At 72.3% G+C, this 21,459-nt stretch carries 16 protein-coding genes; 4 read left to right on the top strand and 12 right to left on the bottom strand.

All coding sequences use genetic code 11. From position 1 onward, the window contains the following. Positions 1-37 precede the first annotated feature (37 nt). Together PSQ21_RS02130 and PSQ21_RS02125 are read right to left on the bottom strand one after the other, a co-directional pair. On the bottom strand, positions 38-1,192 hold the full coding sequence (locus PSQ21_RS02130; protein WP_274028683.1) for a serine/threonine-protein kinase: 1,155 nt from the start codon (positions 1,190-1,192) through the stop codon (positions 38-40). Further along, a complete protein-coding gene (locus PSQ21_RS02125) occupies positions 1,189-2,976 on the bottom strand; it encodes a hypothetical protein (protein WP_274028682.1) in 1,788 nt (595 codons plus the stop codon). Before PSQ21_RS02125 ends, PSQ21_RS02130 begins: the two co-directional genes overlap by 4 nt. A 172-nt stretch (positions 2,977-3,148) precedes the next feature. Here PSQ21_RS02125 and PSQ21_RS02120 point away from each other — a divergent pair, with 172 nt between their 5' ends. Beyond that, a complete protein-coding gene (locus tag PSQ21_RS02120; protein WP_443334367.1) occupies positions 3,149-5,068 on the top strand; it encodes a P-loop ATPase, Sll1717 family in 1,920 nt (639 codons plus the stop codon). Between the two features lie 454 nt (positions 5,069-5,522). Beyond that, a complete protein-coding gene (locus PSQ21_RS02110; RefSeq protein ID WP_274028680.1) occupies positions 5,523-7,361 on the top strand; it encodes a serine/threonine-protein kinase in 1,839 nt (612 codons plus the stop codon). A gap of 127 nt (positions 7,362-7,488) precedes the next feature. Here the strand turns inward: PSQ21_RS02110 and PSQ21_RS02105 are convergent, their stop codons facing one another. The 9 genes from PSQ21_RS02105 to PSQ21_RS02065 all read right to left on the bottom strand — a co-directional run bounded on the left by PSQ21_RS02105 (position 7,489) and on the right by PSQ21_RS02065 (position 19,088). Then, positions 7,489-8,259 (bottom strand): FkbM family methyltransferase, encoded by a 771-nt coding sequence (locus PSQ21_RS02105; protein ID WP_274028679.1) that lies wholly within the window; start codon positions 8,257-8,259, stop codon positions 7,489-7,491. Continuing rightward, entirely contained in the window at positions 8,256-8,486 is a 231-nt protein-coding gene (locus PSQ21_RS02100; protein WP_274028678.1) for a Trm112 family protein, read from the bottom strand. The genes PSQ21_RS02105 and PSQ21_RS02100 overlap by 4 nt, the downstream gene beginning before the upstream one ends. A gap of 64 nt (positions 8,487-8,550) precedes the next feature. Next, positions 8,551-9,444, bottom strand: a complete 894-nt coding sequence (locus tag PSQ21_RS02095) for a hypothetical protein (RefSeq protein ID WP_274035613.1) — start codon at positions 9,442-9,444, stop codon at positions 8,551-8,553. Between the two features lie 4 nt (positions 9,445-9,448). Then, entirely contained in the window at positions 9,449-10,174 is a 726-nt protein-coding gene (locus PSQ21_RS02090) for a class I SAM-dependent methyltransferase (RefSeq protein ID WP_274028677.1), read from the bottom strand. Then, a complete protein-coding gene (locus PSQ21_RS02085; RefSeq protein WP_274028676.1) occupies positions 10,171-11,499 on the bottom strand; it encodes a condensation protein in 1,329 nt (442 codons plus the stop codon). The genes PSQ21_RS02090 and PSQ21_RS02085 overlap by 4 nt, the downstream gene beginning before the upstream one ends. Further along, positions 11,499-15,893, bottom strand: a complete 4,395-nt coding sequence (locus PSQ21_RS02080; protein WP_274028675.1) for an alpha-(1->3)-arabinofuranosyltransferase domain-containing protein — start codon at positions 15,891-15,893, stop codon at positions 11,499-11,501. The genes PSQ21_RS02085 and PSQ21_RS02080 overlap by 1 nt, the downstream gene beginning before the upstream one ends. Next, positions 15,890-16,609, bottom strand: a complete 720-nt coding sequence (locus PSQ21_RS02075) for a class I SAM-dependent methyltransferase (protein ID WP_274028674.1) — start codon at positions 16,607-16,609, stop codon at positions 15,890-15,892. The genes PSQ21_RS02080 and PSQ21_RS02075 overlap by 4 nt, the downstream gene beginning before the upstream one ends. Next, on the bottom strand, positions 16,606-17,799 hold the full coding sequence (locus PSQ21_RS02070) for a glycosyltransferase family 4 protein (protein ID WP_274028673.1): 1,194 nt from the start codon (positions 17,797-17,799) through the stop codon (positions 16,606-16,608). Before PSQ21_RS02070 ends, PSQ21_RS02075 begins: the two co-directional genes overlap by 4 nt. A 305-nt stretch (positions 17,800-18,104) precedes the next feature. Beyond that, positions 18,105-19,088 carry a DUF3068 domain-containing protein gene (locus PSQ21_RS02065; RefSeq protein WP_274028672.1) on the bottom strand — a complete coding sequence of 328 codons (984 nt, stop codon included), beginning with the start codon at positions 19,086-19,088 and terminating at the stop codon, positions 18,105-18,107. Between the two features lie 182 nt (positions 19,089-19,270). Between PSQ21_RS02065 and PSQ21_RS02060 the strand changes: the two genes are divergently transcribed. Next, complete coding sequence (locus PSQ21_RS02060; protein ID WP_176739579.1) at positions 19,271-19,423, top strand: hypothetical protein; 153 nt, start codon at positions 19,271-19,273, stop codon at positions 19,421-19,423. Then, positions 19,420-20,625: a helix-turn-helix domain-containing protein gene (locus tag PSQ21_RS02055; protein ID WP_274028671.1), complete on the top strand. Its 1,206-nt coding sequence runs from the start codon at positions 19,420-19,422 to the stop codon at positions 20,623-20,625. Before PSQ21_RS02060 ends, PSQ21_RS02055 begins: the two co-directional genes overlap by 4 nt. Before the next feature lie 47 nt (positions 20,626-20,672). Here PSQ21_RS02055 and PSQ21_RS02050 read toward each other — a convergent pair whose 3' ends face one another. Further along, the gene (locus PSQ21_RS02050; RefSeq protein ID WP_274028670.1) at positions 20,673-21,458 is read right to left on the bottom strand and encodes a 3-oxoacyl-ACP reductase; all 786 of its coding nucleotides are present in this window, start codon (positions 21,456-21,458) and stop codon (positions 20,673-20,675) included. Position 21,459 lies beyond the last annotated feature (1 nt).

Here is a 21,459-nt window from a genome sequence, read left to right as displayed (position 1 = left end):
AGGAGCGCTCCTGCGGACCCACGCCGGCGTCAGGGAGCTACCGGCCGGAGCCGGAGATCCATCGGGCCATCGCCTCGAACGCGTCCAGGGTGCGGGTGTCGTAAGGGCCGAGATCCGCACGGCATTCTCCGGCCAGCGTCCGGTACAGCGTGATCGCCCCGCGCGTGTCACCGGACTCCCCGGTGATGTCCGCGAGTTGCATCCGCGCGTCGAGCACGACCGGATCCGTCGCGCGGTGCGTCGACCGGAGCCGGTCGATCATGCTTTCCAGCTCGCGGATCCGCTCCATGTAGTCGGGATTGACATGCGGGTCGACGGAGAGCACGACGGTCCCGGAAGGCGGGGCCTCGGGAACATGCTCGACCTGGTGAATGAGGCGGGCTACCGACCGGGCGTCTTTCGGACGGTCGTCCGGATTCTTGGCGAGCAGATGCAGCACCAGATCGCCGAGCCCGGCGGGGACGCCCGGGCGCACGTCCTGGGGCGCGGCGGGAACCGCATGCAGATGCATGTTCGCGATGGCCAACAGCGCTGTCTCCGTATCTCCGAAGGGCGGTCGGCCGGTCAGCATCTCGTAGAGGACGCAGCCCAGGGAGTACAGGTCGGTGCGATGATCACCGGGCCGGCCTTCGCACCGCTCGGGAGAGGCGTAGAGCCAGGTCAGGCCAGTGCCATGGGTGACGGTGTTGTCGATCAGGCGGGCGAGCCCGAAGTCGACCAGCTTCACGTCGCTGCGTCCGGTGATCATGATGTTGGCGGGCTTGACGTCCCGGTGGACGACATCCACCTCGTGGGCGTCGGCCAGACCCTCGCACACCTGGGCTCCCCAGCGGGTGGTCTGGGCCAGAGTCGCCGGCGTGCCCTCTCCCATGAGACGCGTCAGCGCTCGTCCTTCTACCTGCTCCATGACGAGGTAGATACGTCCGTCGTGCTCGCCCTGGTCGTGAACGGTGACGACATGCGGGCTGTTGATTCGGGCCAACGCCCGTGCTTCCCGCAGGAACCGGTTCGTTTCCCGCGCGGTCAGTCCGGGCAGGTTGTCGTGGCGCTCGTGCAGCCGGTTCAGCGCGAGGAACTTGATGGCGACAGGCCGGTCCAGATGTGTGTCCAGCGCGAGCCAGACGTCTCCCATGCCGCCGCTTCCCTGCAGGTGTTCCAGCCGATAGCGGTCGGCCACCAGGTGGCCGCTCACGGTGTGTCGGCCTGTCGTGGCACCGACCCGTATCCCGGAGAGGGCGACCAGGAACCGAACCGGGCCGCTGTGGCGAGACCGCTCTGCCACTGGTACATCAGCGCATCATGCTGGTCGAAGGCGGCCGTGAGATCGGCTGCCGCCCGGGTCCGCTGTCTGGCTCCGTCCTGCCGGATCAGAAGGCGGCGTACGGGGACGCTGACCACTCCCCAAACGGCGTAGACCAGCACGAACAGGGACACGGTGATGACGATGCCGCCCACGCCGCCCCGCAGCCACAGGCCGAGCATCACTCCGAGGAGCGCGCAGGCCAGACCACCGAGAATGCGCGGCCACAGCGGAGCGACCGCACGCGTGCTCGCCGACGTCCGATCGTCCACGTACGTCACCAGCTCGCGCAACAGCCGTTCCCGCTCGTCCGGAGTGCTCGACGAGGTGGTCAGGCGGCAGCTCCAGCCGTCCACATGGAGGTCCAGGTGGTCCGGTACCAGCGACCGCGAACGGCGCGTCAGCATGGCGACGGCGGTTCGCAGACTCGGCCACGCGCTGTGCAGGGCGAGTAGCCGGGCGGGATATTCCAGGTCCGCCGCCTCGGGCTCGAAGACGGCCTGCTCCAGGAGCGTTCCGAAGTCTGTCGCGTCCGCGACCACGCCGGACATCTCTTCCGGCGGGGTGCGGCCCCCGTCGGCGATGATCCTCTTGAGCCGCCGCATCTGCTCCTGGACCTCGGACTCATCGGGGTCGAGCTGGCCGATCAGGTGTCGCAGCGCGGTGTCCGACCGGTGGTTCCCCGTGTCCACGGTGGGCTGCTCCGAGTACGACTCGCGGAGGAACCCGGCCGTCGCCTGCACCGCCGAAGCCGTCTCCCAGCCCTCCTCCAACAGCTCCCAGCCGTCACCGGACAGTCGGCGCAGTGCGTCGAACCCCGTCGAGGCGACCTCGGTCCGTCGGACGATCCAGGGCTCCCACCGGATCAGGTTCGCCACGTTGCCCCCTTGGTGCCGGGCGTAGATCCGGGCGTTCCTCTCCCGGTCCCAGCGGTTCATCGCCTGACGCGCGTAGGACAGCGCGTCGTACCCCAGTTCCGCGCAGGCCACGGCTTCCAGAACCACGCGGAACTCCTCACCCAGGTGGGAGGCGTCCAGCCCGCCGAGGTACGAGTCCATCCAATGGGCCGCCTCCGCCTGCATCTTGCGGCGGGAGGCGATCAGCGCGAAGAACAAGGTGGCCTTGTTCTGGCCGAGCGTCAGGGCGTGACTGCGGGCCCGCGCGGCCTTCCGTGAATCGCCCGTCAGCTCGGCGGCCACCGCCAGAACGGCGGGCGCGAGCCAGAACGTCGGCTCCAGGAGGAACTGCTCCTTGAGACACGCCTCGATCGTCGCACTGTCCGTGAGCTGCCGCGCGAGAGCGTCTTCCGTCAACGCGTGCGCCAGCCCCCGGGCGAGCGCACGCGTGTGCTGCCGTTGAGCGAACCGGGCCGTCCATTCGATGGTCAGCCGGGTCAGGTCCGCCTGCGCGTGGGCCACGATCTGGTCGCGGCCGTAGCGCTCGACGAAGTCCTCCAGCGCTTTGTGCGTCTCCTCCGTGGTCTTCCGCACGGCACGCAATGACGTCTCCGTGCGGGACACCTCGTCGGCCACGCTCTCCAGCCGGTTCTGAATACCGCTGACGTTCGTCCGCAGGGAGCTCAGCTCGCGGGCCGCCCCGGAACGGTCCTGTTCCTGCCGCTCCTTGAGCGTGGTGACATCGCGCCCCACATCGGAGAGCGCGTCGAGTAACGCCACCAGGTCCTCCTGCGGATCTTCAGGTCCCTGCACCGGTCCCCCTGGGCGTGCGCGCAACATGACGGCCGGGCCCGGCACTGTCGGCCGAGCTCATGCACCCATTATCGGGACGTTCCCGCCCGGCGGGGCCTACTCTGAAGATTCATGGACAGCACAGCAGGGCGGGGGAAGCGTGCAGCCGGATACAGGGCCGGTCAGTATTCTGTTCTTCGGGCGTGATGACGCCGAAACGGACCTGCGGGACGGCCTCCTGAAAGGGCCGGTCTTCCGTCCCACATACGCCTATCGTGAGGCACTGTCCGGCCGGAAGTCTCTCATCATCGGCCGAAAAGGCTCGGGAAAGAGCGCGATCTGCCGTCAACTGGCCACTCCTGAGGGCCACCCTGGCGCCTCGGTCCTCATCGCGCCGGACGACGCGGCCGGAGACGAGATCCGTCGTTTCGCGCTGCAGGGACTTACTCCGGACACGGCCAAATCGCTGATCTGGCGTTACCTTTTCGCCGTTCACGCGGCACGCCATCTCACCGGCCACGCACGAGCCGCCCACGGCCGCCGAGTGCCGGGTTCCGTCCGTGCGGTGCGTTCCTTCCTGGAGGCCAACGGAGAGTCGGACGACGCGCGTCTGTACGAGAGGCTTCGCCGAGGCATCGGGCGGCTCCAGTCCGCTGATCTCTCGCTCAAGGCCTTCGGTGTCGAAGCGGCTCTGGGTATCGGCGGCGCTTCCGAGGGTGCGGAGGCCTCCCGCCAGCTCGATGTCCTGGAAGCGGGGGTGCGGGCCGGGTTCGCCGATCTCGACTGCGCCCGCCTGCATCCACCGCTCCTGCTCCTCGTCGACCAGTTGGAGCAGGTGTGGACCATCGAGCCCGAGAGCCACGCACTGGTGACGGGTCTGCTGCTGGCCGCGAAGCACGCCGTCTCCTTCTACGGCAACGCTGTCCGCACGGCACTGTTCATCCGTGCGGACATCTACGACACCCTGAACTTCGGTGACGGCGACAAATTCCACAGCGACGAGATCCGCATTTCCTGGACGCGGGAAGCCCTGGAGGACCTGGCGCTCTCCCGGGCGCGAGCCTCGATCGGACTTCCGCTCACCAGGCATGAGCTGTGGGAGGGGCTGTTCCCGGTGAGCGTCATGGGCGAGCGGACGTCCGATTACATTTTCCGGCGCTCGTTGCCGCGCCCGCGCGACACCATCCAATTTCTCAACGTCTGTCGTAACATCGCCGACGAGGCGGGTCGCTACACGATTTCCGAGGATGACGTGCTGGCCGCCACGGACCAGTTCTCGCGCTGGAAGCTCCAGGACCTGGCCAAGGAATACCTGATCAATCATCCCTTCCTGCGTTCTCTCTTCCCGCTTTTCGAGAACACGGGTTACGTCGTGATGCGGTCCACCTTGGAGGAACGCTTCGAGGGCCGCAGGGAAACCCTGCACCGGGAGTTCTCCGACTACACCGAGAGTCTCACCACCCAAGGCGTCATCGATGCCCTCTACGGAGTCGGCTTCATCGGGGTGAAGCGTGGGAACGACACCGTTTACGCCGGCGGCAGCGCCACGCCGCCGCTGCCCGACGAGCACGAGTTCCATGTGCACCCATGCTTCAGGCCGGCGCTGAACTGTCTCGGAGCGATGGAGCTGCCCGCCTATCTGCCCAGCCGCGCCCGCCATCCGGTCGTGGGACACGGCTCGCTCGCCGCCGCGATCACCGCCGCCGACGTCGGCCTCACGGTCAACCGGAACGTGCGCCTGCTCAACGAGGTGACCGCCGCGGGAGACCGGTTGCTCCGGCAACTGTCCCGGTCCGACCTGCCGGACGGAACACGGGAGGAGGTGTACGTCGAGATCGCGCAGGTCATGGCCGCGGCAGAGGCGTCCCGGGGCGAGCAGGCCGACGGCGGCAGGCTGGACGTGCCGAGGCATGTCCTGACGGCTTCGGGTTATTTCGACGCGCTCGCGACGCGACTGGCCGCGCACGGATTCCGGGACCGTACGGTGACGAGGGGCCTGGAGGACGAGGCCCGGGCCCTCATCCGGTCCGTCGGGGGATCGATCGGCGGAGGCGGAGGCGGAGGATCCGACTCCGGATGACCGGGTCACGCCGGGGCACCACCTCTGTTTACGGGCGGTCGACATCGCGTTCGCGTGGGAAAGCCTTCGCCTCCCCGGAGCTGACATCGCCGATGGCGTTCGGTTCACCTCTCGGTCCGTGCGATCCGTTGGGTGACCTGTTGAACCGGTGCCGTGGCATGTCGCTCGCGTCGTCGCCCCCGGCCATGCGGCGCGTCCCGGTCGGGCGGGTGCCGACGGAGACCCCGACGAACCGCTGGGCAGGGCCACGAGCAAGGCGGCCGACGACGGAACGGCGGACCTCGGCGCCGAGCCCTGCTGGGGGCGGTGACGCGACGTGGGTCGAGTCCGCGTGCCGCCGCGGGATGCCTCCCTGCGGCCAAGCCCTGGCCCGCCCCGGCATTGGGTACGCTCTCGTCTGATCTTCGGGGCGTGTGCAGGCTCCGGACTGCCGTGACCAGGGGGATGGTTCCTTATGAGCAGCGCGCCTTCGACCGACCCGTTCCAGCCGCTCAAGGCCGATGATCCGGCTGTCGTGGGCGGCTATCGGCTGGCCGCCGTGCTGGGCGCGGGCGGTATGGGCAAGGTGTACCTCTCCTACACGCCGGGCGGCCGTCCTCTCGCGATCAAGGTGATCCGGGCGGAGTTCAGCGAGGATCCGGAGTTCCGGCGGCGTTTCCGGCAGGAGGTGCGGGCCGCGCAGCGGGTGCAGGGCCTGTACACCGCGCCGGTCATCGATGATGACACCGAGGGGGCGCAGCCGTGGCTGGCGACGGCCTATGTGCCGGGCCCCTCGCTCGCGCACGCGGTGACCCGGCACGGCCGACTCCCTTTGCAAAGTGTCCTGTTGCTGACCATCGGGGTGGCCGAGGCGCTCGGTGTCATCCACGGTGCGGGCATCGTCCACCGTGACCTGAAGCCCGCGAACGTCCTGCTCGCCGCCGACGGGCCCCGGGTGATCGACTTCGGTATCGCCCGGGCCGCCGACGCGACCGCCCTCACCGGCACCGGCGTCAGCGTCGGCACCCCGGCGTTCATGTCACCGGAGCAGGCGGCCGTCGGCACCGTCACCCCGGCCACCGACGTCTTCGCCCTCGGCCAGATCGTCGCCTACGCCGCGATCGGCGCACCCGCGTTCGGCGACGGCCCCTCGCACGCGGTCCTCTACCGGATCGTCCACGAGGACCCCGACCTCAGCCGGCTGCCCGACGAGCTGCGCCCCCTGGTCACCCGCTGCCTCAGCCGCGACGCCGCTGACCGCCCCGCCCTGACCGACATCATCCGGATGTGCCACGAGATCTCCCCCGAACCACTGCGCCAGGGCGAGGACTGGCTCCCGCAGGCAGTCGCCGGCTCCATCACCGAACGGCACCGGCTCCCCGCCCCCGCACCCACCCCGCCACCACTGCCCACCACCGGGCCCACGCCCACGCAGCACTCCTCGCAGCCCCCGGGACCGGGCCCCGCCCACCCGTACACCCCGACCGGTTACGCCGTGGCCGCCGCACCCACCCAGACCGGGCCGGCCGCACCCGGAGCGCCGGGGGCTCCCGGGGCGCCGGGAACCGTGCCGACCGGTCACTGGCAGCAGAACACCCGCCCCCAGGGCTACGCCACTCCGCCGCCCCACCACCCGTCCGGATTCGCTCAGCCCGGCCACCAGCAGCCCGGCTGGGTCTCGCCCGGTTTCCAGCCCGCCGCGCCGCGCCCCAAGCGGACAGGTCTGATCGTCGCCGCTTCGGTCTTCGGCGCGCTGGTCGTCCTCGGTGTCATCGGAGCGCTGCTGCCGGAGGACCCCGACACCTCCGGCAAGGGCGACCGGTCCGAGGCGTCCTCCAACGGCGGTGCGAGCGGGGGCGGTTCCGGGGGCGAGGGCCGGGAGAAGCCGGTCGATCCCGAGCCTGTCGCGTACAAGGGCATCGACGTCACGGCGAACTACGCGCTGCAGCTCGCCGACAACCCGCCCCGGCCGCTGGAGGACGAGGACAGCGGCGTCATGTACGGCAAGAAGGACTTCTACTTCTACCGGGACTCCCTCTTCGGCGACGAGCAGGTGGGCAGCGCGAACGGGAAGCTGGTCGTGCTGAAGAACTCGCAGAAGGGCTCGTTGAAGGTCTGCCGCGAGGAGACCCGCTTCACCGAGAAGATCGGACTCGACCAGCTCACGTCCGGATCGCAGATCTGTGTGCTCAGCAAGGCCGGGCACATCGCCGTGGTGACCTATCGCGGCAAGTCGGGTGCCAACGATCCCAGCCGCTACATCACCATCGACCTGACGGTCTGGCGCAACGCCGAGGAGGCCCGGCGGAGCTGACGGCACGCCCGGGCGTGGCCCCCGGGTCGCGTCGCCCGCCGGTGAGGGGCGGGCGACGACGCCCTGGCGGTCAGTGAGCGAGGGGCACGGCGGTATCGCAGGTCAGGGCAGGGCCGGTCAGAGTCGGTCAGGTGGTGCCCGGGGTCCGACCGTCCGGCAGGAAGAGCACCGAGTTGATGTACCGCTCGCGGTGCGGGACGAAGGCCCGGCGGAGCAGTCCCTGGTGCACCAGGTGCTCCGTCCGTGCCTGGTGGGCCACCAGGTCGAACCCGTCGAGCGGGATCCAGCGCCGGTCCGCCAGGAGCCAGCCCGCGTAACCCTGGCCGGTCAGCAGGTCAACCGCCGGGGCGATCGGGCCGAGCCGGCTCTCCAGCTCGATGAGCAGGGCCGGGCGGTCCCTGCGCAGCAGCTCCGCCGCACCGCGCAGCGCCGCCCGCTCGCCGCCGTCGACGTCCATCTTCACGAAGCCGACCCCGCTCAGCCCGAGGCTGTCGACGGTGATCGACGGCACCTCCAGGCAGTGCGCGTGGATGTCGCGGCGGGCCAGCGACGACACCCCCCGGTCGCCCCGGTCTCCCTCCGGGAACCACAGCCGCGCCGTACCCGTCCGGTCGGTCGCCGCGCCCTGGACCACCCGGGCGTTCGACGGCAGCGTCCGGCGCAGGTGTTCGGCCAGATGCGGCACGGGCTCGATGGTGACCACCTCGCCGCAGCGGGCGGCGAGCCGCCGCGACCAGGGGCCGTACCAGCCCCCGATGTCGACGGCGACACCGTCCGGCGGGCAGAAGTCGGCGAGCCGCCGGAGCTCGGGCTCGAAGCGCGGGTACAGGGCGACGGCGGCCGATCCGACGAGGCCCCCGGGCAGCCGGGACGCCACCGCCGCGGCGAACGTGGTCATGTGGCCGAGGCCTTGAGCCGCGTGAGCAGGCGCTCGTGGTCGTCCGCCCCGACCTTCCGGCCCGATGAGGGCAGCAGCTGCGGGATGCCGTCCACGATCGGGTAACTCAGGCGCAGCCGGGGATTGTAGAGCGCCGCCTCCGCCGTCTCCTCGTCGGCCACCAGGGACAGTGGGCCCTTGTCGAGCGGGCAGGCCAGCAGGGCGAGCAGCGGGTCGTCGGGGTTCATCGGGTGGCTCCTCGGGGTCGGGGGTGGCGGGGATGCCGGGAGTGCCGGTGGTACCGGACCCGGGTCAGGACGGGGCGGCGGGCTGGGGGTCGTGGCGCGGCATGGCCAGCAGGACGGAGAGGGCGAGCGCCGTGCCGCCCACCCGCAGGGTCAGCAGCAGCGGATCGTCGGGAAGCGTCTCGCCGAACGCGAGCGTCCCGAGGACCGCGGTGAACAGGCAGGTCACCGTGGTGCACACCGGCACGATGAGGGAGGCCCGGCAGCGCTGCAACGCGGTCTGCGACATCACCAGACCCGCCCCCGCGGTGAACAACAGCAGATACGGATACGGGGACGCCAGCAGCGACAGCGCGGCCTCGCCCAGATCGGTGCCGGTCAGCCGGCTGGACGTGCCCTTGATGGCCAGCGAGCTGACCCCGTAGAGCAGGCCCACCGCCACCCCGTACCCGATGCCGCTGGTCGGGACCCGGTGCCGTTTGGCCGCCCGGCCCTCGACCCGTACGTACAGCCAGACGCCCGCCCCCAGCGCGGGCAGGCAGACCAGCAGCACCAGCGCCCACGGGGCGCCGCCGCTCACCACGTCCTCGCCCTCGCGCACCGAGGCGACCACCATCAGCAGGGCGACCAGCACCCCGCCCAGCGCGTAGCGTTCGCGGCCCGTCGACTCCTCGCCGAGCACGGCCGACGACAACAGCAGGAGCAGCACCAGACCGGAGACGAAGATGCCCTGCGCCGCCGCGATCGGCAGCGCCCGGTAGACGATCAGCTGGGCCCCGAACCCGGCCGCCAGCGCCAGCGCGCCGACGATCCACAGCGGACTGGTCAGCAGCACCCGGACCACCCGCAGCGGTCGGCCGGCGGAGAGCGCGGGCAGCGAGCCCAGGGCCCGCTTCTCCACCACAAACCCCACGCTGTACAGCGCGTTGGCCACCAGCGCCGCGCCGACGCCCCACCACACCACGCTACCTCCGCCGCGCGTGGGCCAGCAGGATGGAGGCCGCCCCGGGCACCGCGCACGCCGCCCGGTCCAGCAGCCGCAGCGCACGCGGAACCCCGTGGAAGGGGGCGCCCGTGATCCTCACGTCGTCGAAGCCGGACGCCGCCAGGAACGAGCGCAGCGCACGGGCCGTGTACAGCCGCAGATGCCCGACCACCTCCGAGCCGGGGCGGCCGTGGATCCCGCGCAGACTGACCTCCGAGAACACCGGCTGCACCCCGGCGAGCAACAGCGCCCGGTTGTACCAGGCCGCCAGGTTCGGGGTGGACAGCATCAGATGGCCGCCGGGCCGCAGGACCCGCCGCAGTTCGTCCAGCGCCTGGTCCGGGTCGACCAGATGTTCCAGGATCTCGCTGAACAGCACCGCGTCCGCGCATCCGTCGGCCAGCGGCAGCCCACCGTGCTCCAGCTCGCCGCGCACCACGAGCCCCATCCGGGGCCGGGCCCTGCGCAGCGCGTCCTGCGACCAGTCGACGCCGACCAGCCGGTGACCGGCGAGAACCGGGGCCGCCGTGGCCGCCGCCGTGCCGTCGCCGCACCCGATGTCGAGGATCACCTGGCCCGGCTCGCCCAGGGCGTCGGCCAGCAGTCGGGCCTGCCGAAGGGTGCGCCCGTCGCCCGACGCGACCGGGACGGCCGGGTTCTCGTAGAAGTCCCGCAGCCCGGACGGGGGAGAGGTGGTGCCGGTCATACGGTCTCCGAGGACGTCGATGCCAGGTGTCGGGTGAACATCTCGCGCAGGCGTACGCCGTCCTCGTCCCCCAGCAGGGTGCGCGACCAGCGCAGCGTCAGATGCAGCCGGCCGCCCGTGGACGCCGTGGTGAACGTCAGCCCCCGGGGCATCCGGGCGGGCGCGGAGAACCACACGGCGGTGGCCCGGCCAGCCTCCCCGAAGTCCAGCGGGTACGGCACCCGGCCGATGTTGCTCAGCAGCGTCGTCGAGGTCCACGGCCCCGCCAGCACCCGCAGCCCCCGGGTGAGGGCGGCGCGGGCGGTCACCGGCAGCAGCGGCGCGGTCAGCAGGGAAGCGGAGCGGCCCAGCGGGGGGCGGGGGCGCGCCTTGAGCGCCCGGGTACGTCCAGCGGTCACCCGGAGCAGCGCGGGGATGTCCGCCCCGGGCGCCAGTTCGGACGCGGCGAAGCCGACCTCCACCAGCCGGGTGCCGTTCCCGATCGGCATCTCGGGCCCCCGGGTGCGGTCGTCGACCGGCATGGTGATCCGCAACGGCCGGCGGTCGGCCCCCGGCGCGCCCTGCGTCCGGTTCCAGTCGGCCACCGTGAGCGCGGTGGCCACCATCAGCTGGTCGTTCACCGTGTACGGAGCGCCGGACTCCCGCCGGGGGACCGGCAGTTCGGCCAGCAGCATGGCGTTGCCCGGTACGGGCGCGGGCCCCGGTGAGCCCGCCGCGACCCGGACGGGCCGGGCCAGCGGCGCCGCCGGGGACTCCCCGGCGAGCGGCCCGGACGCCGGCCGCGCCGGTGCGGAGGCCGGCGGTACGCGGTGCGCGCCGTAGACCTCGGCGGCCGTCGCCGCCAGCCGCATGCAGGCCGGGCCGTCGAGGGCGGTGTGGTGCACGGTGAAGAGCAGCGCGCACCCCTCGGTCCCCGGCTCCTGGACCACGGCGAGCCGCAGCGGCGGCGAGGCCGTAAGCGGCGGGGCCTCGTCCAGCGCCCGCGCCCGGGCCCGGGCGAGCGCCCCGGGCGCGGACGGCGGGAAGGAGACCGGATCCGTGTCGGGGCCCCCGGTCAGCTCCCACTCGTAGCGCCGGGCGAACGGGGAGCGCGGGCGCTCCCGCATCAGCGCCCGGGGGTGCCGGGCGAGCGCCTCGGCGAACGCGGAGCGCAGCCGCCCCTCGTCCACCCGGCCGGGCAGATGGATCTCGATGTGCACCGTGTTCGGCTCGGCGTCCTGGGCACAGTGCCGGGCCACCTCGTCGACCACCGGGAACGGCACCCGGCCCGGGGCCCCGGGCCAGGGCGTACCGCCCCGCGCCCGGGGGTGCCGTGTGGTCGCCATCAGGTGCCTTCCCCGGGACGGGAAGGAGGTGGCTGCTGACCGCCGGACTGCCGCGCCGGGCCGTCACCGCCTTGGCCGTCGCCGGCCCCTTCGCCCGAGCCGGCTCCGTATCCGATACCGGGCGCGGGAGGCGGAGTTCCCCGTGGATGCTTCGGGTCGGTGGACAGCGTCCGGCCCGAACCGGTGACCTGCGCCGGCACCGTGGACGCCTCGCCGCCCGCGGGGGCCACCGTGCTCCGTCCCCCGGCGGCGCGCCTGCCGAGCGGCCCGCGTCCGACCGTGACCAGGGCGGCGAACAGCCCGACCAGGGCCAGGAACTGGGCCGTCGCACCGAACGCGCCCTCGCCCTCGGCCGTGGCGTCCCCGGTGCCCACCGCGGCGACGACACCCGCGGCGGCCATCGCCGCGAACGCGAGCGGCGCGAGCAGCTTCGGCCGGAAGTGGGCGAGTACGGCGAGGACCGGCACCGCCAGGGCGAGCGGCCCCGCGATCACCACCCCCACCAGGGTGAGCGCCACCGTGCCCAGGACCGGACCCGGGCCGGACACGACGGGCTGCTCCCCGGCCGCGTACGGCTCGGCTCCCCGCCGACGCCCGAAGGCGAGCCCCACGAGCACCAGGAGCAGGACCCCCGCGCCGATCAGACCCACCTGGTAGATCCGGGCCGGCTCGTACTCCAGGGTGACCTTGCCGCCCTCGCCCTCCGGGACCAGCCAGGCCTGCTGCCAGCCGTCGATCCGCAGCGGCGTCAGCTCCTCGCCGTCCAGGGTGGCCTTCCAGCCCTTGTTGTGGTTCTCGTGGATCTGCAGGTAGGAGGCCTCGCCCGCGCCGACGGCGATCGTGCGCCGGTCGCCGTCGCCCCGCTCGACGTCCACGGAACGCGGCGTGCTCGACGCGGCCTTCGAGTTCCCCCTGCTCAGCGTGACGTCCGTGATGGCGAGCGGTCCCGCGTCACCCGCCTCGACGGTGGTGGACGAGGCGGCCAGTTCCACCGTGCCGCCCTCGGTGCACGGCGTGACCTCGATGGGGCGGCGCTGTGTCAGGTCCCGCACCAGGCCCTCGGCGCGGGTCTCCAGGAACGTACCGCCGACGGACAGGACCGGTCCCTTGCCGCAGGCCAGGCTGAACTTCTTGCCCGGCTTCGGCTGCGGCGAGCGGTACTCCTCCAGGGCGGGGATGTAGACCTCGCTCAGCCCCACCGGCAACTGCAACTGGTCGTCGGCGACCGGGTTGTGGACGGTCAGCGGCGCCTGACGCGAGATGGTGATGTCCATCCGGTCGGTCCTGATGGGCGAGAAGCGGGCCATGCCGTTCTCGTCCACGGAGGCCACCGCCGTGCCGTCGGGGGAGCTGATCTGCACCTGCTCGGGGCGGGTGGACAGACCGCCGGCCGCCGCGAAGACGATCTCCCCGACCTCCTTCTTCTCCGGCCAGGACAGACGCAGCGTGGGGCGTTCGCCCGCGATCCACGCCGTGGTCAGATCACCGTCGGTCAGATTGCGCGGGCTGAGGTTGGTGCCCAGCCGTGCGGTGGAGTCGGCGCTCACCTCGATCTTGTCCCGCTCGCCCGTCAGCTCGAACAGCAGCTTGTCCAGCTCCTCGCCGGGCACCGGCACCGCGCTCGCGGACACCCGGTACGGGCCCGCCTCCTGGGCGGTGAACTGCCGGTGCAGGCCGACCTCGGCCGCCACCGACGACAGACCGCCCGGGTCGCTGCCCCGCCGCAGCGAGTAGACCGTGGAGTCCGCGCCCTCGCGCGGCGCGTCCGAGGGCAGCTCCAGCATCCGGGTCACCTGCACCCCGGGGACCGCGATGTCGGTGAACCCGGCGCCGGTGAGCCCGGGGCGCCCCTGCTGGGACTCCAGGATCGTCACCTTCAGCCAGGCCGCCTGCCCGGTGGGCGCGGCCACGGTCTGCGTCGATCCGTCCGGCTTCAGCGGGCTGTCCTTGAAGCCCCGCTCGGTTTCGACGCGCACGACGGTCGGCGCGGCCCGTACGTTCGCGCTGGGCAGCGGCGTCACCTGGAGCGAGGCCGGAAGCTCCGTCGGGGCGGTGAAGTCGATCCGCACCCACTCGTTCTCCGGCGAGCCGGGGGACCCTTCCGCCCAGCCGGTGTCCGGGTTGCCGTCGAAGGCGTTGACCGGGTCGTACTGCGGCAGATGGAACAGCCAGTTCCCCACCGACGAGGCGCTGACCTTCTTCGCGCCCCGCAGTACGGCGGTGGTCTGGTGCTCCGCGCCGGACGTCGGCAGGATCTGCCGGGGTCTGCGGTCCGGATCCTGCGCGGCGTCCACCGCGTTGCGCTCATCGGAGGTGTACGTGTACGAGGTGTTGGAGTTGACCAGCCCGAACCGGGTGTCGGCGCGTCGCAGCCCGTCGCCCGCCGCGTACAGCGACGGCCGCCCCAGGCCCGGGTGCGCGTCGCCGGCCAGCACGGCCGGCCGGCCGTTCAGCGCGCCGCTCGCCGACAGCGGCAGCAGGGACTCGGGGCCGCCGCTCACGACGGCCGTCGAGGCCACCGGGGACGTGGTCGCCCGCCCCGGACGCTCCGTCCCGGCCGGCGGCTCGTAGATCTCCACGGCCCGCTGCCGCGGATAGAGTCCCTCGACCTGCACGGGGGTGTCCGCCGCGATCCGGCCGCCGGTCATCACGGGACCGAAGCCGGTGACGCGCCGGTATCCGGACGCCTCCAGGGTGCGCTTCACCGTGGTCGTGGGGACGTACCCCAACTGGTCGGGATCCAGGTCGTTGCGGACCACCACATAGTGCAGCCCCGCCCGGTTGAGGTACTCGCTCAGTCCGGGGACCTCGCCGCCGGTGGTCAGCGCCTGTTCGACGGCGTCCATCGCCCGCCGGTTGCCCGGCGTGCCGAACGGCACGTAATCCCGTTGCGCCCAGGGCGAGTTCGCCAGCACGTCCAGCGGCTGGTCGATGGGGGAGCCCCAGGTGTAGATGCCGTGCGCGGTCGCGGGGACGACCAGGGCGCGGTCGTTGGCCGAGTTCTTCTTCAGCCAGCTCCCGGTCGTCTCCCAGTACGTGGGCAGCTGCTGGAACGAACCCGTCTGCAGGATCGAGCCGTTGACGTACGGCCAGGCGAGCCCCGGCAGCACGAGCGCCGCGGCGACCACCGGCACGAGCCGCCGGGCGCGCACCGGGTTGCCGCCGCCACGCGCCGCCGCTGCGACGGAGACCACCGCGGTGAGGTGCGCGAGTCCCAGGGCCAGGGCCAGCGCAAGACCCGTCTGGAACTTGTAGATGTTGCGGAACGGCACCAGCCAGCCGTCCAGCCAGTCCTGCACGGTCCCGTGGAACAGCCCGCCCAGCGCACCGCCGTACCCGGCGAGCGTGATGAGCGCGACGCACAGCACGGTCAGCACCAGCCAGCGGCGCTCGGGCAGATCACGGCGCGCCAGCCCCGCCAGGCCCAGGGCGGCGGCGAGCGCCGAGCCCAGGATGGTGACGGTCGCGGTGGCGACGGTCCAGCCGGCCGGCAGCCAGGCCTCGCCGAAGTTCAGATAGCCGACCCAGTTCCCGCCGCCGCGCAACACCTCGGTCGCCGACATGGTCGTGGTGGTGGTGTACGAGGACTCCACGTACGGCATGAAGTTCTCGCCGAAGATGCCCAGCAGCAGCAGCGGAACGACCCACCAGGCGGTCGCCAGGATCACGCCCGGGATCCACCACCCCAGCAGGGCGCGCTTGCGTGGCCCGCCGGGACGGGACAGCAGATACAGGCCCACCGGCAGCAATGAGGCGAGCGTGGAGGCGGCGTTGACGCCGCCCATCAGCGGGATCAGCAGCGCGGACCGGGCCGCGGCGGTCCTCGGCGCGAGGCGCGGGTTCGTCAGCGGCAGCAGCACCCACGGCAGCAGGGCGCCCGGCAGGGCCGCCGCCGAGGTCGAGCCCACGACGATGGTGTACGTCGGCCACAGCGCGTACGCGACCGCCGCCGGCAGCCGGGTGGCCGGGGAGCCCACGGCCAGCCGCTCCGCCAGCCGCAGCGCACCCCAGAAGGCGGTCGCCACGATCAGCGACAGCCACAGCCGCTCCGCGAGCCAGACCGGCACGTGCAGCAGGTCGGCGGCCCCGTAGTACGGCAGCATCGGGACGGCGTAGCCGACGTACTGGTCGGCGATCCCGCCGAACCCGGCCCGGCTGTGCCACAGCTCGCCCAGATCGCCCAGGAAGCGCCAGGGGTCCACGACGACGCCGAGCTTGGTGTCGAACGTCATCCGGCCGGGCGACACCGCGAGGAACGCCGCGAACACGGCGGCCCAGAAGCCCAGCAGCCAGCGCCGTGAACGAGGCGTGGGCGGCCCGTCGGCGGGGCCGGAGGGCGCGGGACCCGCGCCGTCCGGGGCCGTGGACCGGGGTGGGTGGACAGCGCTGGTCATGAACACCGCCGGAGGATGAGGAGGAGGTTCCAGGTGGCGAATTCCCGCAGGACGGGGATGCGCGGCACGAGCTGGGGAAGGACGGGCCAGTAGCGCGAGCGTGCTGAGACGACGGACACGTCGGAGCGGCTCCGGACGTGGCTCAGGGTCTCCCCGACGCCGATCTTGAAGAGGTTCTCGCCGAGCCGGTGCTTGGCCGGGTGGCCGGTGCGCCGCTCGTAGCGGCTCCGGGCGCGTTCGGCGCCGAGGTAGTGCCAGGGCGCCCACTCATGGCCGCCCCACGGGGAGAGCCAGTTGGTGTACGAGACGTAGATGAGGCCGCCGGGGCGGGTCACCCGCGCCATCTCGCTGAGGAAGGTGTGCGGATCGGCGACGTGCTCCAGCACGTTGGAGGAGAAGCAGACGTCGGCCGCGCCGTCGGCGAGCGGCAGCAGATAGCCGTCGGCGACGACGGTGTCCGCGCGCTGCCCGGGGCCGATCTCCGCCGGATCCGGTTCGAAGAGGTAGCTGTGCGCCCCGCGCCGCCGGAACTCGCGGGTGAAGTAGCCGTCGCCGCCGCCGATGTCCACGACGACCTTGTCGCGGAGCGGGCCGTGCCGCTCGACCTGGTCGGCCGCGTCACGGGCCAGCAGGGTGTACGCCGTGGCGGGGTCGCCCTGTTCGCGCAGGAAGGCGCGGAACAGGGCGGCCGACCGCCGGAACGATGGATCCTTCACGCGCTCGCGCCGATCGTCGGGGCGTTCGGGCCGTTCGCCGCCGGAGCCGCGGAACCGGCCGCCGCCTCGGCGGCCACCGCCGCGAACCTGTGCACACTGGCGGTCCACCGGTAGTCGGCGGCCCGTTCGCGGGCCGCCCTGCCCATCGCCTCGCGCCGCTCGTCGTCCAGCGCCAGCGCGCACCAGGAGGCGGCGAAGGAGGACGCGCCCGGGGCGAGGATCCCGGTGACACCGTCCTCGACGGAGTCGCGCAGCCCCGGCACGTCGAAGCCCAAGGTCGGGGTGGACCGGGCAGCGGCCTCCGTGACCACAAGACCCCACCCCTCCACGGCTGCCGGGTGCAGCAGCATCCACGCGGCGCAGAGCAGCCGGTGCTTCTCCGCCTCGGTCACATGCCCGGCGAACTCCACTCCCGGACCGGCGAGTTGTTCCAGCCGGGCCCGCTCGGGGCCGTCGCCGACGATGACGAGCCGGCCTCCGGTGACCGGCCGGACCCGCTCCCAGAGCTGGAGCAGCAGATCGATGCGCTTGTAGTCGACGAGCCGGCCCAGCGCCACGAACAGCGGTGTGGCGGACCGCTCGCCCTGCGGGCTCGGTTCCTGGACTCCGTTGTGCACCACCCGGATCCGCCGGTCGGGCACGCCCAGTTCACGCAGGGCGCCCGCCGTGGACGGGGACACCGCGATCATCAGGTGGTCGCGGTAGGCCCGGGACAGGGCCCAGTGTTCGAGCCTCCGCCCGGCACGGGCCACCGGCGCCGGGAAGCGCATGTCCCACAGGTCGGTGTGCACATGGTTGACCAGGCACACCGTGGGGCCTCGGTGCCACAGCGGGGCCAGGTACGGCATGCCGTTGCAGACCTCGACGAGCAGGTCGCACGTTCCGATCCGCCGGGCGAACGCGGACCGCGCGCCGACGTAGTGCCCCAGGGCGGAGCCCGCCGAGACGACCCGGTAGGGCCGGCGCGAGGCCGGTCCGCCGCACAGCAGCGTGACGTCGTGGCCCTGCTCGGTGAGGCCCAGGGCGAGCTGGTCGACCAGCAGTTCGGAGCCGCCGGCGGCCGGATTGCCCAGGTCGCGGTGGGCGAGGAAGACGATGCGTCTCGGGGTGGCGGGGACCGTGGCGGGCGCCGGGCCCTGACCCGGACGCGCGACGGCGTCAAGCAGTGGGGGAGGGACGTGCTGGGGCATGAGTGCTCCAACTCGGCTCGGGGAGAGGGGACTCGGGGGAGCGGCACCCGGGGCGGGGGCCGCTTGGAGAGGGGACGTACCGGGGGGCCGGGACAGGGGTGCGCCGGGCCGGGAGCCCGGCTGCGGGGCGAGGGATCGAGAAGGGTGGTGAGAGAAGAGGCGATGAGGGTGATGAGGAGGGTGAGGAAGTGAAGAGGAGAGGGCGGACGGGGACAGGACCGGGGGGCCGTGCTCTGGTGGGGATAGACAGTTTTCGGCACCGGTACGCGCCCGGCTACTCACCGGTGCAACAACTTGCCGGTAACTCAGATGCGCGGAATCGTCATCATGTGAGTATTCGACGCTTCCGGCTCCGTCCGGCGCCCCCGGACGACGAGCACGACGCCCGCCACCGCGAGCACGACGCCCAGCCCCGCCGCCCCGGCCGGCGCGGTCGTGCCGAGCATCGCCAGCCGGTCGCTGTCCGCCGACGCCAGCTCGACCTGCTTGAGCTGGGTCTCCTCGGTGAACTCCACGCGCTTGCTCTCCAGGAGCACGACGGCGTCCTTCTCCGAGCCCGGCGCGCGCAGCGTCTTCCTCGGGCCGATCGCCGCGTTCATGATGCGGCCGGTGCGCCGGTCCACCACCAGCTCGATGCCGCTGTTGGCATACCACTCCTCCGCCAGCACCTGGGGGATCTTCTTCTTCCCCACGAGCACTCCGGGCACCTGGCGCACCCCGGTCTTCGTGGGCTCGACCTCGCCCTTGAAGAGCAGACCGGAGTAGCCCTGAACCTCCTGCTCACCGGCGTAGGAGAGCCGCACCACCCCGCCGAGCGTGCTGTCCCACCAGCGGTAGGAACGCTTCTCGACGTCGAAGGGGAACTTGAGATAGGCCTCCCCGTCGAACGTCGGGGACTCCTCGCAGCAGTGGACCGGCTCGTTCGTGGTCCGGTCGGTCACCCAGCGCTCCAGCGTCCACTGGAGGGCGTCACGGGGGTCCGAGGCGGGCAGGGTGCCCTGGTGGTCGACCGAGGTGGAGACGTCCCACACGGCGTTGCCGCTCTTCTCGCTGTCGGCCACGTCCCCGCGCACCTGCCGCGTGATCGTGATCGTTCTGCCCTCGACCGTCTCCACCTCGGACGTGTCGAAATAGCTGCCCGTCCCGGTGAAGACGGTGGTGGTGTCGATGTCGATGGGGGTGCGCTTGGCATGCGGCTGGACGTACCAGACGAGCAGCGGCGCGAGGACGAGCAGGAAAACCCCTGCGCCCAGCAGGACAAGCGACAGGGGTGAAGCGTTGTGGCGCATCCGGGCACTCCTGGGTCGAATCTCTTCGCGGAGGTGCACGGGCCCGGGCCGGTCAGCCCTTGATTGGCGTGAACAGTAGGCACGCCCTTGACGGATGTCAATGTGCTGTCGACACTGTGTCCCAGCCGGAGGGGCCCGGCTGCAGGGGTGGGGATCGCCTCCAGCAAGGAGCTGACCCGACTATGCGCAGACTCATCGCCGCAGCTGTCACCGTCCTGGTGGCCGCCACGCTCGCCGTTGGCGCGGCGGTCGGTGTCGTGGCACTGCTCGACGCCACTCCCGACCAGCCCAACACGCCCCTGATCAGCTACGACACCGCCCCGGCGGCTCCGTGACCCGCCCGGCCTGGCAGGACGTCCCCCGGTCGAAGCTCGACCGTTTCGAGGCGATCGCCCGGGCCGAGGCCCCGGAGCTCGCCCAGACGATTTTGCACCAGATACGTCAGGAATACCCCTATCTGCACCTGGTCGAGGACGAGTCCGGGGAGCCGCTGGCCCTCGTCGGAATTCGCCGCGCCATCGAAGGCTTCGTCCACAACCTCACCGAGGGAGCCCACCCACGGGTGCCGCCGGAGATGTTCCAGGAGTTCGGGCGGGGCGAGGGCCTTGAGGGCCGCAGCCTCGACGCGCTCCAGGCCATCTATCGCCTCGGGGTCCGGCTCACCTGGCGCAGGCTCGCCGAGATCGGCCAGCAGGCCGACATCCCCGCGCCCGCGATGTACGAGCTCGCCGAATCGGGATTCGAGTATCTGGACGGGCTCGTGGAACAGTCGGTACGGGGCTACGCCGAGGCGGCGGCCCGGCGCGCCAGCGAACGGCTCCGCCTCCAGCGCCAGCTGATCGATCTCCTCCTGGTGGAACACCGGGGCGACGTGTCCGTGGCCCTGGCCGAGCGGGCCGCCCGCATCGGCTGGGAGCTTCCGGAGACGATCTCCGTGGGCGTGCTCATGCGCCCGGCCCGCGAGGCCGTGGCCCCGGCGGTCGGGCAGGGCATTCTGCTGGAGATGGAGAGCGAGCAGCCGCGCATCGTCATCCCGGACCCGGACACGGCGGGCCGTGCGGAGATCCTGCGGCGCGCCACGGCCGGCTGGTCCGGGGCGATCGGCCCGGCGGTACCGCTGGCGGCCGCGGCCACCTCGCTGCGCTGGGCGGAGACCGCGGTCCAGCTGATCAAGAAGGGCCTGCTGCCGCAGGGCGAGGTGCTGTACTGCACCGAGCGGACGGAGGAACTGCTGCTGCTCCCCGCCGAGGAGCTGATCGACGCGTCCGCCCGCCGCTGCCTCGCCCCGCTGGACGACCTCGGTCCGACCCAGGCCCGGCGCCTGTCCGAGACGCTGCTCGCCTGGATCGAGACCCCCGGGGGCGCCCCGGAGGTGGCCGCCCGCCTCGGCATCCACCCGCAGACGGCCCGCTACCGGCTGCGGCAGATCCGCGAGCTGTGGGGTGACGCCATCGACGAACCGGACCAGCGCTTCGAGATGCTCCTGGTGCTCCGCGCCCGGCGTCTTCGGGACGATTCGGCCACCACCACGGGCTGACCGGCGGCCGGTCGGCCCGGCCGCCGGGATCGCCGGGACCTTCGGGCTCAGACCGGGGTGACGTACGCCCCGGCGAGCCCGCCGTCGACCAGGAAGTCCGTGGCGTTCACGAACGAGGAATCGTCGCTCGCCAGGAACGCGACGGCGGCGGCGATCTCGGCCGGCTCGGCGAACCGGCCGACCGGGATGTGCACAAGACGCCGGGCGGCCCGCTCCGGGTCCTTGGCGAACAGCTCCTGCAGCAGCGGGGTGTTGACCGGGCCGGGGCACAGGGCGTTGACCCGGATCCCGTCGCGCGCGAACTGCACGCCCAGCTCGCGCGACATCGCCAGGACCCCGCCCTTGGACGCGGTGTACGAGATCTGTGAGGTGGCCGCGCCCATCCGGGCCACGAAGGACGCCGTGTTGATGATGGAGCCCTTGCCCTGGTCGCGCATATAGGGGATCGCCGCCTTGCAACAGAGGTACACCGAGGTCAGGTTGACCTCCTGCACCCGCCGCCAGGCCTCCAGGCCGGTGTCCAGGATGGAGTCGTCGTCCGGTGGGGAGATGCCCGCGTTGTTGAACGCGACGTCGACCGAGCCGTAGGTGTCGAACGCGGTCGTGAAGAGGGCGTCGACCTGCTCGGCGTCGGTGACGTCGGTACGGACGAAGAGCCCGGCGGTCTCGGCGGCGGCGGCCTCGCCGCGCTCCTCGTCCACATCGGCGCAGACGACGTGCGCGCCCTCGGCGGCCAGCCGCCGGGCGGTGGCCAGGCCGATGCCGCTGCCGGCTCCGGTGACGACGGCGGTGCGGCCGACCAGGCGGCGGCAGACGGAAGAGGTGTCGGTCATG

It is taken from the genome of Streptomyces sp. MMBL 11-1 (assembly GCF_028622875.1).
Classification (GTDB): Bacteria; Actinomycetota; Actinomycetes; order Streptomycetales; family Streptomycetaceae; genus Streptomyces.
The sequence above is the reverse complement of the archived record's forward strand: the minus strand, read 5'-3'. Positions and strand labels throughout refer to the sequence as shown.

Bases quoted from the DNA above. Each gene is read 5' to 3' on its own strand.
- PSQ21_RS02110 (WP_274028680.1), top strand. From the start codon at position 5,523: ATGAGCAGCGCGCCTTCGACCGACCCGTTCCAGCCGCTCAAGGCCGAT.
- PSQ21_RS02105 (WP_274028679.1), bottom strand. From the start codon at position 8,259: ATGACCACGTTCGCCGCGGCGGTGGCGTCCCGGCTGCCCGGGGGCCTC.
- PSQ21_RS02100 (WP_274028678.1), bottom strand. From the start codon at position 8,486: ATGAACCCCGACGACCCGCTGCTCGCCCTGCTGGCCTGCCCGCTCGAC.
- PSQ21_RS02090 (WP_274028677.1), bottom strand. From the start codon at position 10,174: ATGACCGGCACCACCTCTCCCCCGTCCGGGCTGCGGGACTTCTACGAG.
- PSQ21_RS02085 (WP_274028676.1), bottom strand. From the start codon at position 11,499: ATGGCGACCACACGGCACCCCCGGGCGCGGGGCGGTACGCCCTGGCCC.
- PSQ21_RS02080 (WP_274028675.1), bottom strand. From the start codon at position 15,893: ATGACCAGCGCTGTCCACCCACCCCGGTCCACGGCCCCGGACGGCGCG.
- PSQ21_RS02070 (WP_274028673.1), bottom strand. From the start codon at position 17,799: ATGCCCCAGCACGTCCCTCCCCCACTGCTTGACGCCGTCGCGCGTCCG.
- PSQ21_RS02065 (WP_274028672.1), bottom strand. From the start codon at position 19,088: ATGCGCCACAACGCTTCACCCCTGTCGCTTGTCCTGCTGGGCGCAGGG.
- PSQ21_RS02060 (WP_176739579.1), top strand. From the start codon at position 19,271: ATGCGCAGACTCATCGCCGCAGCTGTCACCGTCCTGGTGGCCGCCACG.
- PSQ21_RS02050 (WP_274028670.1), bottom strand. From the start codon at position 21,458: ATGACCGACACCTCTTCCGTCTGCCGCCGCCTGGTCGGCCGCACCGCC.